The organism is Sphingopyxis sp. (assembly GCF_050725655.1).
Taxonomy (GTDB): Bacteria; Pseudomonadota; Alphaproteobacteria; order Sphingomonadales; family Sphingomonadaceae; genus Sphingopyxis.
Genome location: NZ_JBOHHT010000122.1, coordinates 33,825 through 47,389 on the forward strand (window position 1 = coordinate 33,825; position 13,565 = coordinate 47,389).

General features: G+C 64.4%; 13 protein-coding genes. 8 read left to right on the forward strand and 5 right to left on the reverse strand.

Translation table 11 applies throughout. The features are described from left to right. Positions 1 to 101: 101 nt before the first annotated feature. Positions 102 to 1,082 carry an NAD(P)H-dependent flavin oxidoreductase gene (locus tag ACREBX_RS19885; RefSeq protein WP_431563461.1) on the reverse strand — a complete coding sequence of 327 codons (981 nt, stop codon included), beginning with the start codon at positions 1,080 to 1,082 and terminating at the stop codon, positions 102 to 104. A gap of 121 nt (positions 1,083 to 1,203) precedes the next feature. On the opposite strand from ACREBX_RS19885, the gene ACREBX_RS19890 reads away from it, so the two are divergent. From ACREBX_RS19890 to ACREBX_RS19915, 6 genes are all read left to right on the forward strand, one after another. Beyond that, the gene (locus ACREBX_RS19890; RefSeq protein ID WP_431563462.1) at positions 1,204 to 2,385 is read left to right on the forward strand and encodes an acyl-CoA dehydrogenase family protein; all 1,182 of its coding nucleotides are present in this window, start codon (positions 1,204 to 1,206) and stop codon (positions 2,383 to 2,385) included. Positions 2,386 to 2,495: 110 nt separating this feature from the next. After that, a complete protein-coding gene (locus tag ACREBX_RS19895) occupies positions 2,496 to 3,590 on the forward strand; it encodes an acyl-CoA dehydrogenase family protein (protein ID WP_431563463.1) in 1,095 nt (364 codons plus the stop codon). Then, the gene (locus ACREBX_RS19900) at positions 3,587 to 4,792 is read left to right on the forward strand and encodes an acyl-CoA dehydrogenase family protein (protein ID WP_431563464.1); all 1,206 of its coding nucleotides are present in this window, start codon (positions 3,587 to 3,589) and stop codon (positions 4,790 to 4,792) included. The genes ACREBX_RS19895 and ACREBX_RS19900 overlap by 4 nt, the downstream gene beginning before the upstream one ends. A gap of 12 nt (positions 4,793 to 4,804) precedes the next feature. Further along, positions 4,805 to 5,587: an SDR family NAD(P)-dependent oxidoreductase gene (locus tag ACREBX_RS19905; RefSeq protein WP_431563465.1), complete on the forward strand. Its 783-nt coding sequence runs from the start codon at positions 4,805 to 4,807 to the stop codon at positions 5,585 to 5,587. Between the two features lie 26 nt (positions 5,588 to 5,613). Then, the gene (locus ACREBX_RS19910) at positions 5,614 to 6,864 is read left to right on the forward strand and encodes an acetyl-CoA C-acetyltransferase (RefSeq protein ID WP_431563466.1); all 1,251 of its coding nucleotides are present in this window, start codon (positions 5,614 to 5,616) and stop codon (positions 6,862 to 6,864) included. 16 nt (positions 6,865 to 6,880) lie between these two features. Then, a complete protein-coding gene (locus ACREBX_RS19915; protein ID WP_431563467.1) occupies positions 6,881 to 8,011 on the forward strand; it encodes a CaiB/BaiF CoA transferase family protein in 1,131 nt (376 codons plus the stop codon). A 4-nt stretch (positions 8,012 to 8,015) separates the two neighbouring features. Here the strand turns inward: ACREBX_RS19915 and ACREBX_RS19920 are convergent, their stop codons facing one another. Continuing rightward, positions 8,016 to 8,717: an acyl-CoA dehydrogenase family protein gene (locus tag ACREBX_RS19920; RefSeq protein ID WP_431563468.1), complete on the reverse strand. Its 702-nt coding sequence runs from the start codon at positions 8,715 to 8,717 to the stop codon at positions 8,016 to 8,018. Then, a complete protein-coding gene (locus tag ACREBX_RS19925; protein ID WP_431563469.1) occupies positions 8,714 to 9,853 on the reverse strand; it encodes an acyl-CoA dehydrogenase family protein in 1,140 nt (379 codons plus the stop codon). Before ACREBX_RS19925 ends, ACREBX_RS19920 begins: the two co-directional genes overlap by 4 nt. 51 nt (positions 9,854 to 9,904) lie before the next feature. On the opposite strand from ACREBX_RS19925, the gene ACREBX_RS19930 reads away from it, so the two are divergent. Further along, the gene (locus tag ACREBX_RS19930; RefSeq protein WP_431563470.1) at positions 9,905 to 10,708 is read left to right on the forward strand and encodes a crotonase/enoyl-CoA hydratase family protein; all 804 of its coding nucleotides are present in this window, start codon (positions 9,905 to 9,907) and stop codon (positions 10,706 to 10,708) included. Then, positions 10,705 to 11,490, forward strand: coding sequence for a tyrosine-protein phosphatase (locus ACREBX_RS19935; RefSeq protein ID WP_431563471.1), 786 nt, complete (start codon positions 10,705 to 10,707; stop codon positions 11,488 to 11,490). The genes ACREBX_RS19930 and ACREBX_RS19935 overlap by 4 nt, the downstream gene beginning before the upstream one ends. A gap of 4 nt (positions 11,491 to 11,494) precedes the next feature. Here ACREBX_RS19935 and ACREBX_RS19940 read toward each other — a convergent pair whose 3' ends face one another. After that, positions 11,495 to 12,829 carry an amidohydrolase family protein gene (locus tag ACREBX_RS19940; RefSeq protein WP_431563472.1) on the reverse strand — a complete coding sequence of 445 codons (1,335 nt, stop codon included), beginning with the start codon at positions 12,827 to 12,829 and terminating at the stop codon, positions 11,495 to 11,497. A 73-nt stretch (positions 12,830 to 12,902) separates the two neighbouring features. Further along, positions 12,903 to 13,565 (reverse strand): phosphatase PAP2 family protein (locus tag ACREBX_RS19945; protein ID WP_431563473.1); only part of this gene is annotated, 663 nt, incomplete at its 5' end.

The window sequence follows — 13,565 nt, forward strand, 5'->3', positions numbered from 1 at the left end:
GCGCCGGCGGGCGCGGAGGCCGGCGGCTTTCGATGTGATCAAGTTACGAAGAATCGGATCATATCGAAAGCCGCCGCGCCGCGCCAGCGCGCCCGGCCTGTTTACGCGCGCATCGACGCGAGCCGCTGGCCGACGATCGCGTCGGCCTCGGCGATGATCCGGTCGATAAGTTCTTTGCAGGTCGGGAGATCGTGAATTAGCCCCTGGACCATACCGGCCCAGAACACGCCTTTGCCGAGGTCGCCGGTCTCCAGCAATTCGCGGCCCGCCTTGCCATTCACCAATTCCGCAACGTCGGCGAAGGTCGCATCGGGCACAGCGAGACGGCGTACCACCTCTTCGCTCACTTCGCTTTTCCCGACGCGCGCAGTGTTCTTGAGGCTGCGGAAGATCAGAAAACTGCCGCGTTCGTCGTTGTCGATATAGGCTTGCTTCACGTTGCCGTGGATTGGAGCCTCCACGGTGGCGCAGAAACGCGTACCCATGTTGATGCCTTCGGCGCCCAACGACAGCGCCGCGACGAGACCGCGACCGTCGCCGAAGCCGCCCGAGGCGAGCATCGGGATTTTTACCTTGTCGGCCGCCGCGGGAATCAGGATCAACCCTGGGATATCGTCCTCGCCCGGGTGGCCCGCGCATTCGAAGCCGTCGATCGAGATAATGTCGCAGCCCGCTCGCTCGGCCGACAGCGCATGGCGCACCGCGGTACATTTATGAAGGATCGTGACGCCATGGGGCTTCAGCATCTCCCAGATTTCGCGAACCGCCTGCGTGCCCGCGGTTTCGACGATCTTGACCCCGCCATCGATGATCGCCTGCGCATAGGCTTTGTAATCGGGGGCGTTGATTGTCGGAAAAACGGTCATGTTCACGCCGAACGGCTTGTCGGTCATCGCGCGGCAACGCTCGATCTCGGCGCTGAGCGCCGCGGGGGTCGGCTGGGTCAGCGCGGTCAGGATGCCAAGCCCCCCGGCCTTCGATACCGCAGCCGCGAGTTCGACATAGCCGACGCTCTGCATCCCGCCCTGAACGATCGGATGCTCGATACCCAGCATTTCGGTGATGCGTGTCTTGAAAGCCATTCGAGTCTCTCCTGTGCGGTTCTGCCCTTACGGCATCTTCGCTCTGATCCATGAAATAACTTGACGCTTACGTCAACGTCGGGTTGACTGGGGGGATAGTTAGATAGCGAAGGGAATCAAGATGGCGGCGCGCGAAGGCATATCGGATCAGGCGTTGGCGATTGCCGGAAAGGTCGAAACCTTCGTCCGCGAAACTGTCGTTCCTTTCGAGACCGACCCGCGCCGCGACCATCATGGCGCGCCGACCGACGAGCTTGTGATGGAAATGCGCGAACATGCTCGCGCCGCCGGCGTCCTGACCCCGCATATTCTGAGCGACGGTGATCATTTGAACCAGCGCGAGACGGCAGTCGTGCTGATCAAGAGCGGACTGTCGCCGCTCGGTCCGCTCGCCTGCAACACAATGGCGCCCGACGAGGGCAATATGTATCTGCTCGGCAAGGAAGGCAGCCCCGAACTCAAGGAGCGCTTCCTGAAGCCGATGGTCGAAGGGCGCGTCCGTTCGGCCTTTTTCATGACCGAGCCGGCTGAAGAGGGCGGCGCCGGGTCCGATCCGTCGATGATGAAAACAACCTGCCACCTCGACGGCAATCATTGGGTCGTCAATGGCCGCAAGACCTTCATCACCGGCGCGCTCGGCGCGCGCGTCGGCATCGTGATGGCAAAGTCCGAACAGGGCGCGTGCATGTTCCTCGTCGACCTGCCCGATCCCGCGATCCGCATCGACGACGTGCCGAACACGATCGACAGCTCTATGCCCGGCGGCCACGCGACGCTGACGATCGACAATCTGCGCGTGCCGGCCGACCAGATGCTGGGCGAGGCCGGAGAAGGCTTTCGTTACGCGCAGGTGCGCCTCTCCCCTGCTCGCTTGTCGCATTGCATGCGCTGGCTCGGCGCGTGCATTCGTGCGCACGAGATTGCGACCGACTATGCGAACCGCCGCGAAGCGTTCGGCAAGCCGCTGATCGACCATGAGGGCGTCGGCTTCATGCTCGCCGAAAATATGATCGACCTGAAGCAGGCCGAACTGATGATCGACTGGTGCGCGGGCGTGCTCGATACCGGATCGCTCGGCACCGTCGAAAGCTCGATGACGAAGGTCGCAGTGTCGGAAGCGCTGATGCGCATCGCCGACCGCTGCGTCCAGGTGATGGGCGGCACCGGGGTCACCGACAAAACGATCGTCGAACAGGTTTTTCGCGAAGTTCGCGCCTTTCGCATCTATGACGGCCCGACCGAGGTCCACAAATGGAGCCTTGCCAAGAAAATCCGCCGCGACTGGAAAGCCGGGCTCGCCTGACGCGGTCGTCAGTTGCGGCCTGAAAAGCGTACCGTCAAAGTGCTTGACGTTTACGTCAACGTCCGGTTCATTGGCCGCAACGAGATAATGGGAGAAGGACGGGTGCACGCATGACCATCCTCTATGACGAAGGCCAGCAGGCGATCGCGACCGAATCGCGGCGCGTATTGGAGGCGCGGGTCGGCAAGGACGCGCTGCTGCCGCTTCTCGAAACCGTCGGCGAATATCATCGCCCCTTCTGGGATACCGCGAAGGAGCAGGGCTGGACCGCGCTCGCGCTTCCCGAAGCCGATGGCGGACTTGGTCTTGGGTTGATCGAGCTGGGGCTGATCGCGCATCAGGCGGGGCGTAGCATCAGCGGCGCGCCGTTCCTGACGTCGAACTTCGGCGCGGCGAAAGCGATCGAGCTTTTCGGTTCCGACGCGCAAAAGGCGCGCTGGCTACCGGGATTGGCGAGCGGCGAAGCCATTGGTGCGATCGCTTTTGCGGCTGGACCCGACATCCTTCCTGCCCGCCCCGACGTGACCTTTACCGAGGATCGGCTCGACGGCCATATGCGCGGCGTTTCTGCGGGGCTCGCGGCGGATGTCGCAATCGTCTTTGCGAACGGACCGGATATGCCGGTGCTCGCGCTTGTCGATCTCGCCGGAGCACAGCGCTCCGCCGTCCCGAGCTTCGACAACAGCCGTCTGATTGCCGACCTCGACTTTTCGGGCGTGCCGGCGGAACCGTTCGCGGTTGGCAATATGGCACGCGATGCGGCGCTTCACATCCTTGCGCTCCAGTCGGTGGTCACGGCGCACGAACAGACCGGCGGCGCCGAGGCGCTGATGGAAATCGCGCGCGACTATGCCCTCACCCGCCGCGCCTTCGGTCAGCCGATCGGCGCGTTCCAGTCGGTGAAGCATCGGATCGCCGAGCTTTACGGCCTCGTCGAACTGGCGCGCGCAAATTGCATTCATGCCGCGGCACGTGAGGGTTCGCCCGATTTCATCACAGCCGCGGCTGCGGCGCGCCTGTCGGCAACCGAAGCCTATGACACCGCGGCGCGCGATTGCATCCAGATCCACGGCGGCATCGGCGTGACGTGGGAGATCGGCCTGCACCTCCACATGCGCCGGGCACGCAGTTTGGCGATTGAACAGGGCAGCAGCCTGTTTTGGGAGGATGTTCTTGTCGAACGACTTGCGGGAGAGGCGGCGTGAGCGATCTCGAAGCCTATCGCGCCAATGCCTCGGCGTGGCTCGTATCGATGGCGCCGACCTTTGGGCGCGACGCGCGCAAGGGGTTGTCCGCAGCTGACGATCTGGCGCTTGGTCGCCGCTATCAGAAGGCAAAGTTCGACGCGGGCTATGCCGGGATCAACTGGTCGGCCGAATATGGCGGTCAGGGGCTCGGCCACCTCCAAAAGGTCACCTTCGACGCCGAGGAAATGAAGCACGGCTTCCCGAGTTTCTATTTCGGCATCTCGCTCGGTATGCCGGTGCCCGTGCTGATGCAGTTTGGTAGCGACAAGGAGTTCGTCAAGGAGCGCGTGCTGAAGGCGCTGCAAGGCGAGGAAATCTGGTGTCAGCTCTTTTCGGAACCCTCGGGCGGGTCGGATCTTGCGGGTCTCCGTACCAAGGCGGAGCCCGACGGCAACGGGTGGAAGATCAACGGGCAAAAGGTGTGGACGAGCTGGGCGCATTATAGCGACTATGGCGTCATTGTCGTCCGCACCGACCCGACTGTTCCGAAGCATAAGGGGCTGACTTACTTTTGGGTCGATATGAAGGCGCCCGGTGTGACAGTGCGCCCGATCAAGCTCGCGGGCGGTGATAGTCACGTCAACGAGGTCTTCTTCGACGATGTGAAGATTACCGACGATCATCGCATGTCGCCGGTCGGCGGCGGCTTTGCGGTCGCGATCGCGACGCTGATGATCGAACGCTATGTCGCGACTGACAGCGCGGGTTTCGGTCCGCACCTCGACCTGTTCGTCGATCTGGCGAAAGAGGTGCAGCTCAATGGCCGCCCCGCAATCGACGACGGCCGCATCCGGCAACAGATTGCGCGCAACTATGCGATGCGTTCGGGGCTCGATTCGATCAACGTGCGCGCGCGGCTGATGATGCAGGCGGGAATGATGCCGGGGCCCGAAGGCTCGCTCAACAAGCTGGTTGCGGTGCGTTCGCGTCAGAAGCTGTCGGAGCTTGCGCTCGACCTTCAGGGCCACGGCGGCTTCCTCTTCGACGAACATGCCTCGCAGAAGGAAGATTGGGCGTCGAGCTGGATCAACGCTCCCACCGGCCGCATCGCGGGCGGGTCGGACGAGACGCTGCTCAATACGATCGCCGAAAAAGTCCTCGGCCTGCCGCAGGATCATCGCCCCGACAAGGGTGTTCCGTTCAATCAGATTCCGGCCTGAGGAGGCGCGTCCATGAAAATCGATCCCAGTATATCGGCCGTTGTCACCGGCGGCGCATCGGGCCTCGGCCGTGCGACCGCAGAGGCTCTCGCGGCATCGGGCGTGAAGGTCGCCATTTTCGACATCAACGACGCGCTCGGTGAGGAAGTCGCGGCATCAATCGGCGGGCTGTTCGTCCATGTCGACATCACCGACGAGCAATCGGTGCTCGATGGTTATGCCAAGGCGCGGGCGGCGCATGGGCAGGAGCGCGTCTGCGTCCATTGCGCGATGACCTCGCGCCGCGGCAAGACGCTCGCCTATGACAAGGACACCGGCACGTTCCGGCGGACGTCGACCGAAGATTATGCCTATGGCGTCGCGGGCATATTGACCGCCAGCTATCGTATCGGGTCGATCGCTGCTGAAGGCATGGCAACATTGCCCGAGCTGGAAGACGGCGAGCGCGGCGCAATCATCTTCACCGCGTCGGTCGCGGCGCAGGACGCGCAGATCGGGCAGGTTATCTATGGTTCGGCCAAGGCCGGCGTGAACGGCCTCGTGCTGCCGATGGCGCGCGATCTGATGGACCTGGGCATCCGGGTCAATTCGATCATGCCGGGCGTGTTCGGCACCCCGCTGCTCGGCAATATGAACCCCAAGGTGAAGGAAAGCCTTGAAGCCTCGGTCCCCTTCCCCAAGCGGCTCGGCAAGGCCGAGGAATATGCAAGCCTCGCGATGGAGATGGTTCGCAACACCTATTTCAACGGCCAAGCGGTGCGCCTCGATGGCGCTATTCGCATGGCTCCTCGCTAATCTCCCCGATCGAAAGGAATTCTCTCGTGGCCGAAGCCTATATCATCGACGCCGTCCGCACCCCGCGCGGGGTCGGCAAGCCCGGCAAGGGCGCGCTGTCGCACCTTCACCCGCAGCATCTCGCGGCAACGGTGCTTGCCGCCATCCGTGATCGCAACAATCTCGACACCGCGACCGTCGACGACATCGTATGGTCGACGTCGAGCCAGAACGGTAAGCAGGGCGGCGACCTCGGCCGCATGGCGGCGCTGTCGGCGGGCTATGATACGAAGGCGAGCGGAACGACGCTCGACCGTTTTTGTGGCGGCGGGATCAGTTCGGTGAATTTCGCGGCGGCCAGCGTGATGAGCGGCATGGAAGATTGCGTTATCGCGGGTGGCACCGAGATGATGAGCTACACGACCGCTTTTGCCGCTGAACAGGCGAACGCCGGGCTGCCGCCACGCCTGATGGGATCGGGTCACGAAGCGCTCGACGAATTGCACCCGCAATCGCATCAAGGCGTGTGCGGCGATGCGATTGCGACGATCGAAGGGATCAGCCGCGAAGCGCTCGACGCGCTCGCGCTCGTCAGCCAGCAGCGCGCCGATCGTGCCATCAAGGAAGGCCGTTTCAACAAGTCGGTGGTGCCGGTTCTCAATCCCGACGGCAGCGTCGCGCTCGACCATGAGGAATTCCCGCGGCCGGAAACGACAGCCGAGGGTCTCGCCTCGCTCAAGCCGGCCTTCACCGGCCTTGCCGATTTCGACCTTGGCGGCGGCTTCACCTTCCGCAAGCAGGTCAATCGCCGCTATCCCGACGTCGAAATCCAGCATTTCCATCATGCTGGCAATTCGTCGGGCGTCGTCGATGGCGCGGCAGCGCTACTTCTGACGTCGAAGGACTATGCCGACAAGCATGGCCTGAAACCGCGCGCGCGCGTTGTCGCCTATGCCAATATCGGCGATGATCCGACGTTGATGCTTAATGCGCCCGTTCCCGCGGCGAAGAAGGTGCTCGAAAAGGCCGGCCTCACGAAGGACGACATCGATGTCTGGGAAATCAACGAAGCTTTTTCGGTCGTCGCCGAAAAGTTCATCCGCGATCTCGATCTCGACCGCGAGAAGGTGAATATCAACGGCGGCGCGATGGCGCTCGGCCACCCGATCGGCGCGACCGGTTCGATCCTGATCGGCACCGCGCTCGACGAACTCGAGCGCTCGGGCGGCCGCTATGGCCTCGTCACGATGTGCGCTGCGGGCGGCATGGCGCCCGCGATCATCATCGAACGTATCTGAGGAACAGGAGAGTCAAATGACCGGGCCGCTGAAGGGTATCAGGATCATTGAATTTGCGGGCATTGGTCCCGGCCCCTTCTGCGGCATGATGCTCGCCGACCATGGCGCCGAGGTGATCCGGATCGACCGGCCGGGCGGCTTCATGGATCCGCGCGATCCGCTGAGCCGCAACCGCACCTCGATCGCGCTCGACATGAAGAATCCCGACGCGGTGCAAATCGCGCGCGATCTTTGCAAAAGCGCCGACGGGATCATCGAAGGCTATCGGCCGGGGGTGATGGAGCGGCTCAGGCTTGGTCCCGAGGTGCTGCTCGCCGATAATCCCAAAATTGTCTATGGCCGCATGACCGGCTGGGGCCAGTTCGGCCCCTATTCCCAGGCGGCGGGACACGACATCAACTATATCTCGCTGTCGGGTGTGCTCCACGGCATTGGCCGCGCGGGCGAAAAGCCTGTCCCGCCGGTCAATTATGTCGGCGATTTCGGCGGCGGCGGGATGATGCTCGCCTTCGGTATGTCGAGCGCCCTCGTGCATGCGGCGCGTACCGGCGAAGGCCAGGTGATCGACTGCGCGATGACCGACGGATCGGCGCTGCTCGCGGGCATGACGTGGGGGTTCCATGCGGCGGGGCGGCTCAAGGATGAAGCCGGCGTCAACATGCTCGACGGCGCGGCGCACTTCTACGACAGCTATGTCTGCGCCGACGGCAAGTTCATCTCGATAGGGTCGATCGAACCGCAATTCTATGCGCTCCTGCGCGAAAAGACTGGTCTTGCCGACGATCCCGATTTCGATGCCCAGATGAATTCTGCGCAATGGGGACCGTTGAAGGAAAAGCTGACCGCGCTGTTCAAGACGAAGACGCGCGACGAATGGTGTGCGATCATGGAAATGACCGACGTCTGCTTCGCGCCGATCCTGTCGCTGAGCGAAGCGCCGCAGCATCCGCACAATGTCGAGCGCGAAACCTTCCTGACCGTCGGCGGCGCGGTGCAGCCTGCCCCTGCCCCGCGTTATTCGGTAAGCGTCAATGATACGCCGCGCCCGGCTCCCGCGGTCGGGGCCGATGGCGAAGCCGTGCTGGCGGCTCTCGGCTATGATGCAGACAAGATTGCCGCGCTGCGCGAAGGCGGCGCGCTGCGCTGACGACTCAGGCGCCGCGCTCGGTCATCGCTTCCCAGAGGCCGCGCCCGCCGAGGCTGGCGACCTGTCGTCCAAGGCGCTGCGCCCAAAAGGCGTCGTTGCCGTGGGCGCCGCGCCAGCGCATCAGCGGGACGGTCACCCGGTGGAGATCATACTCCTCGGTAAATCCGATCGCGCCATGCACCTGATGGGCAACGGCGGTGACGATGCCGACGGCGCGATTGGCGCGTAGTTTCGCCGCTGCGATTTCAAAATCGGCGGCAGACGTGTCGAGGTCCACCGCATCGAGCCGCGCCGCCAGCGCCGCCGCCGCCGCCTCGACCGCGCGGACTTCGCATGCCATCACGGCCAGCGTTTGCTGTACCGCCTGAAACTTGCCGAGCGGGCGGCCGAACTGCTGGCGGGTGTTCACATGGTCGATCGAGAGCGAAAGCGCCTGCCCCATCGCGCCCGCCATCAGGCTCACCGTCGCCGCGGGCTGATACGCGCCGCCGGCGATCAACTCGGCAACCGGGAGATCCGGCACGGCCGCACCGGCGATTTGCAGCACTGCGTTTGCGTCGCCCCAGTCGCCGCCGAAACCGCCCTCCACTTCAGGGACAAGCAGCAATGCGAAACCGGCTTCTTCGACGGGAGCGATCCCTGCCGTGGCGGCTTCGGCGAACACCGCGCGCGCGGTATCGCAGAGCATATCGCGGGCCGCGCTCATCTAAGGCCCAAGCCGCGTGCGATGATCCCGCGGATCACTTCGCGAGTTCCGCCGCGGAGCGAGAAACTGGGCGATGCGATAAGCAACACGCGGAGCAGTTTCGCGAGATCACCTTCATCGTCCCAGCCGCAGTCGACGATCGCCTGCACGCGGCGAGGCATGTCCTGTTCGAAGGCATTGCCCAGTTCCTTGACCACCGACGCCTCGACCATCGGATCTTCGCCCGCTGCGAGCTTGGCCGCGGTCGACATCGAGAGTTGGCGCAGCGTCCACATTTCGGCGGTGAGTTCGCCGATCAGCGTCGCGATCGCCGGATCGGGTTCGGGGCCTCCGGCGTCGATCAGCGCCGCGAACAGCGCGTGGCTCGACAGATAGCGTTCCGGTCCCGATCGTTCGAGACCGAGTTCGGCGGTGACCTGCTTCCACCCTTGCCCGCGCTCGCCGACCAGCGCGCCGTGGGGCACGAGCACATCGTCGAAGAACACCTCGTTGAAGTCGTGATGGCCCGCCATGTCGATGATCGGGCGGATCGTGATGCCCGGCGTGTCGAGGTCGATCAGCAGCTGGCTCAATCCCGCGTTACGCTCGCTGCCCTCTTCGGTGCGGACGAGTGCGAGCATGATGTGCGAGAAATGCGCGCCCGTGGTCCAGATTTTCTGGCCGTTGATACGCCAGCCTTCGGCGGTTTCGCGCGCCGTTGTTCGCACGGCCGCGAGGTCGGAGCCCGCGCCCGGTTCGGACAGGCCGATGCAGGCGTAAAGCTCCCCCTTTGCGATGCCGGGCAAATAGCGCTCGCGCTGCTCCTCGCTGCCGTAGCGCAGGATCAGCGGGCCGGTCTGGCGGTCGGCGATCCAGTGCGCGCCGACGGGCGCTCCGGCCGCCAGCAGTTCTTCGATCACGACATAGCGTTCGAGCGGATGGCGGTCGCCGCCGCCGTAGCGTGCCGGCAACGTCATGCCGATGTACCCCGCCGCGCCGAGCGCGCGGCTGAAGCCGGCATCGAAGCTTGCCCAGCAATTCGCCCGCGCCACCACGTCATCCTGCGGCTGGTTCACCGCAAGCCATGCCCGCAAACCGGCGCGCAGTGCGGCAATGTCGCCGGGTGGATCGAACGGATAGAGCGCAAAGCCTTGCATGTCGCACCAGCCATGCAATAGCTTTGGTTAGGCAGCAAAGGATAATTGAAGATGGGCGAATTTCTGAGTGTCGAGCGGCGGGGCAAGATCGCGATCCTGACGATGATCAAGCCCGAGAGCATGAACGCGATCGGCACGCACGAAGACTGCCAGGACATTATCGACACGCTTCGCACCCTCGGCGACGACCGTAGCGTCAGCGCGATCATCCTGACCGGCAGCGGCAAGGCGTTCAGCGCCGGCGGGAACCTGAAAGGCATGCAGGATCGCACCGGCATCGGCGTGCTCGACCAGCCCGATTCCACTCGTGCCAATTACCGCAAGGGCGTGCAGGCGGTGATCCGCGCACTGATGGATTGCGAGGTGCCGATGATTGCGGCGGTCAACGGCCATGCGATCGGGCTCGGCTGTGACCTTGCCTGCACCTGCGACATCCGCATCGCGGCCGAGAGCGCGAAGTTCGCGTGCAGCTTTATCAAGGTCGGGATCGTCCCCGGCGACGGCGGCGCCTGGCTGTTGCAGAAGGTGCTGGGCTATCCGCGCGCCGCCGAGCTGTTCCTGACTGGCGATCGCTTTGACGCCGCGCAGGCAAAGGAATATGGTCTGGTCACGGACGTCGTGCCCGATGCGGAACTGCTCGACCGTGCAATCGCCATTGCCGAGCGGATCGTCTGCAATCCGCCGCGCGCGCTGCGCCTGACGAAACGCCTGCTCCGCGAGGCGCAGCACAGCCGGATGAGCGATATTTTGGAACTCAGTGCAGCCTATCAGGCGATCGTCCATGAAACCGCGGATAACCGCGAGGCGATCAACGCCTTCGTCGAAAAGCGTCCCCCGGTGTTTACAGGAGAATGATGATGATTGCCGAGCGAGTCCTGCCACTGGCCGGCGTCCACAATTTCCGCGACTATGGCGGTTACGCGGTTGAGGGTGGCGGGCGGCTGCGTGACGGGACGCTGTGGCGCTCGGCGCACCACGAGGCGGCGACCGACAATGATCTGGACGCACTCGACGCGCTGGGGCTCGAGACGGTGATCGACCTGCGCGGCGACGACGAGCGCGAGTTGCATCCGTGCCGCCGTTCCGAGGCTTTCTCGGCGCGCGTGCTGTTTGCGGGCGGCATCACCGCCGGGCTTGCACCGCATCTGCAGGCGGCGGGCGGGACGATCGATGTCGAGACGGCGCGCGAGCGGATGATCGATACCTATGCCGGCATGCCCTATCGCCCCGCGCTCGTCGCGACGCTGCGACTCTATCTGGCGGCGCTCGCCGAATATGACGCGCCCAGCCTTGTCCATTGTGTCGCAGGCAAGGACCGCACCGGCTTTGCGGTCGCGATCGTCCACCGGCTGCTCGGGGTCCATGAAGATGATCTGATGCAGGACTATCTGCTCACCAACACCGCGGGCAAGATCGAGGAACGCATCGCGCAGGGCGCGGCGCATATCCGCTCGCGCTATGGCGCCGAAATCCACGACGATGCGATCCGCGCGCTGATGTCGGTCAACCCCGCCTATCTCGACGCCGCGCTCGCCACGGTGCGGCGCGATCATGGCGATATTCCGACCTATGCCGAGGCGGTGCTGAATTTCTCCCCCGACATGCGCGAAGCATTGGTCGACCGGCTGGTGCTATAGGAGCCTATTTGCCCCTGACGATCACCCCGCCCTTCACCACTGCGTCGACGCTTTCGAGCTGGCGCACGTCGGCCAGCGGATTGCCGTCGACCGCGACAATATCGGCGTAACGGCCCACAGAAATCGCCCCGACATCCTTCTCGCGGCCGAGCGCCTCGGCGGCGTTTTTGGTCGCGGCCTGGATCGCCTGGAGCGGGGTCATCCCATATTCGACCATGACGCGGAACTGGCCGCCGACCTGCCCGTGCGGCATGACGCCGGCGTCGGACCCAAACACCATGCGCACGCCCGCCTTCACCGCCTTGCGGAAATTGTCGCGCTGGATCTGGGCGACCTCGCGGTCCTTGCGAAGATTATCCTCGAGCACGCCGTTCTTCGCGCCTTCGGCCTGCGTATATTCGGTGTTGTAGATATCCATCGAGAACCACACCGGCTGCTTGCGCGCGAGCGCCATGCGGATGCCCTCGTCATCGACCAGGCTGGCATGTTCGATCGTATCGATGCCGGCGGCGATCGCGGCGCGGATGCCTGTCGCGCCATGTGCATGCGCAGCCACGCGCAGGCCCCATTGGTGCGCCTCGTCGGCGATCGCGGCGAGCTCTTTTTCGGAGACCTGGAGCTGGCCGGGTTCGGTGTTGCGCGAAAAGACCCCGCCGGTCGCGCAGACCTTGATGACCTCGGCGCCATATTTGCGCTGGCGGCGGACCTGAAAGCGGAGTTCCTCGGGCGTGTCGCCGATGCCCTCTTCCTTGCCGTCCTTCTTTTCGAGGCTGGGCGGCAGGAAGGTGCTGTCGCAATGCCCGCCGGTCGCACCGAGCGCATAGCCTGCGGGGACGATGCGCGGGCCCGTGGCATAGCCCGCGTCGATCGCCTGCTTGAGCCCGATATCGTTGCGATTGTCCGACCCGACATTGCGTACGGTGGTGAAGCCCGCGCCGAGCATGTCGTTGGCATTCTTGACCGCGGTCATGCCCCAGAAACTGTCGGTAAATTCGAGGCCGCGATAGCCGCCGATATCGGCGGGGCCGTCGAGATGGACATGCATGTCGATCAGGCCCGGGAGCAACGTCCTGTCGCCGAGGTCGATATGTTTGACGTTCGATCCCCAGCGCACCGTGCGTGCATCGGCGATGTTCGTGATGCGACCGTCGGCGCCGACGAAGATGGCCGGAAATTCGACCGTCTTTCCGGTGAGGACGTCGATGTAGCGTGCGGCGGTGATCACCGTCTGCCCGGCCGCGTCCTGTGCCTGCGCGGGGGCGATTGAGGCGACGAAAAGCGCCGTTGAGCCCAAAGCGATTCCCCGCAGAAAACTGCCGAACTTCATTCGCGATTGCATGTTTTACCCGCCTGTTGTTGGTGCCCGCAAACTAGATGGCAAACCGCCGCAAAATAGGACAGCGGAAAATGCGTCAGGCGGTCGCCCGGTTCCTTGCGACCCACCAGACGCCGAGCAGCGCGAAGGCGGCGCCGAGCATCGTGCCGCCGACGACGTCGCTAGCCCAATGGACGCCGAGCATGATGCGCGAGAAGGCGTTGAGGATGATCATCGCGGCCGCGAGCGTCCATGCGGCCGGGCGCCAGCGGGGCGGCGCGAGCCAGGCAAGGAGCAGATAGACGGTCGCGGCGCTGGTTGCGTGGCCGCTGGGATAAGAAAAGCTCGTCTGATGGTCGAGGTGATCGATCAGGTCGGGCCGCGCGCGACCGAAGCCGAGTTTCATGAGGCTGGAAGCGAGATTCGACAGCAGCGACGCCCCGCCGAGCGCGACGGCGCAGCGCGGGCCGCACCAGTGCCATACGAGCCCGCAGAGCAGGATGACGATGATCCAGCGCGGCGTACCACCGCCGATCCAGCTCGCGCCTTGCATGAAGGCGATGAAGGCCGGGTCTCTTTCGTCGACGCGGATCGCCAGCGAATACGAGATTTGCCAGTCGGCGACCTGCGTCCAACCCGCGCCGACCGCCAGGCCGAGGAGGATGACGGCGGCGATGAGGGCGGCCGCCAGGATGGGAAAGCGATAGGATTCGGCGCTCACAATTCCCCCTTCGTCAGTCCCGCGAAAGCGGGAACCCAG

What these genes read in the sequence shown, in the direction of transcription:
- ACREBX_RS19905 (WP_431563465.1), top strand. Translation starts at nt 4,805, where the DNA reads ATGAAAATCGATCCCAGTATATCGGCCGTTGTCACCGGCGGCGCATCG.
- ACREBX_RS19940 (WP_431563472.1), bottom strand. Translation starts at nt 12,829, where the DNA reads ATGCAATCGCGAATGAAGTTCGGCAGTTTTCTGCGGGGAATCGCTTTG.
- ACREBX_RS19935 (WP_431563471.1), top strand. Translation starts at nt 10,705, where the DNA reads ATGATGATGATTGCCGAGCGAGTCCTGCCACTGGCCGGCGTCCACAAT.
- ACREBX_RS19915 (WP_431563467.1), top strand. Translation starts at nt 6,881, where the DNA reads ATGACCGGGCCGCTGAAGGGTATCAGGATCATTGAATTTGCGGGCATT.
- ACREBX_RS19930 (WP_431563470.1), top strand. Translation starts at nt 9,905, where the DNA reads ATGGGCGAATTTCTGAGTGTCGAGCGGCGGGGCAAGATCGCGATCCTG.
- ACREBX_RS19895 (WP_431563463.1), top strand. Translation starts at nt 2,496, where the DNA reads ATGACCATCCTCTATGACGAAGGCCAGCAGGCGATCGCGACCGAATCG.
- ACREBX_RS19925 (WP_431563469.1), bottom strand. Translation starts at nt 9,853, where the DNA reads ATGCAAGGCTTTGCGCTCTATCCGTTCGATCCACCCGGCGACATTGCC.
- ACREBX_RS19885 (WP_431563461.1), bottom strand. Translation starts at nt 1,082, where the DNA reads ATGGCTTTCAAGACACGCATCACCGAAATGCTGGGTATCGAGCATCCG.
- ACREBX_RS19890 (WP_431563462.1), top strand. Translation starts at nt 1,204, where the DNA reads ATGGCGGCGCGCGAAGGCATATCGGATCAGGCGTTGGCGATTGCCGGA.
- ACREBX_RS19920 (WP_431563468.1), bottom strand. Translation starts at nt 8,717, where the DNA reads ATGAGCGCGGCCCGCGATATGCTCTGCGATACCGCGCGCGCGGTGTTC.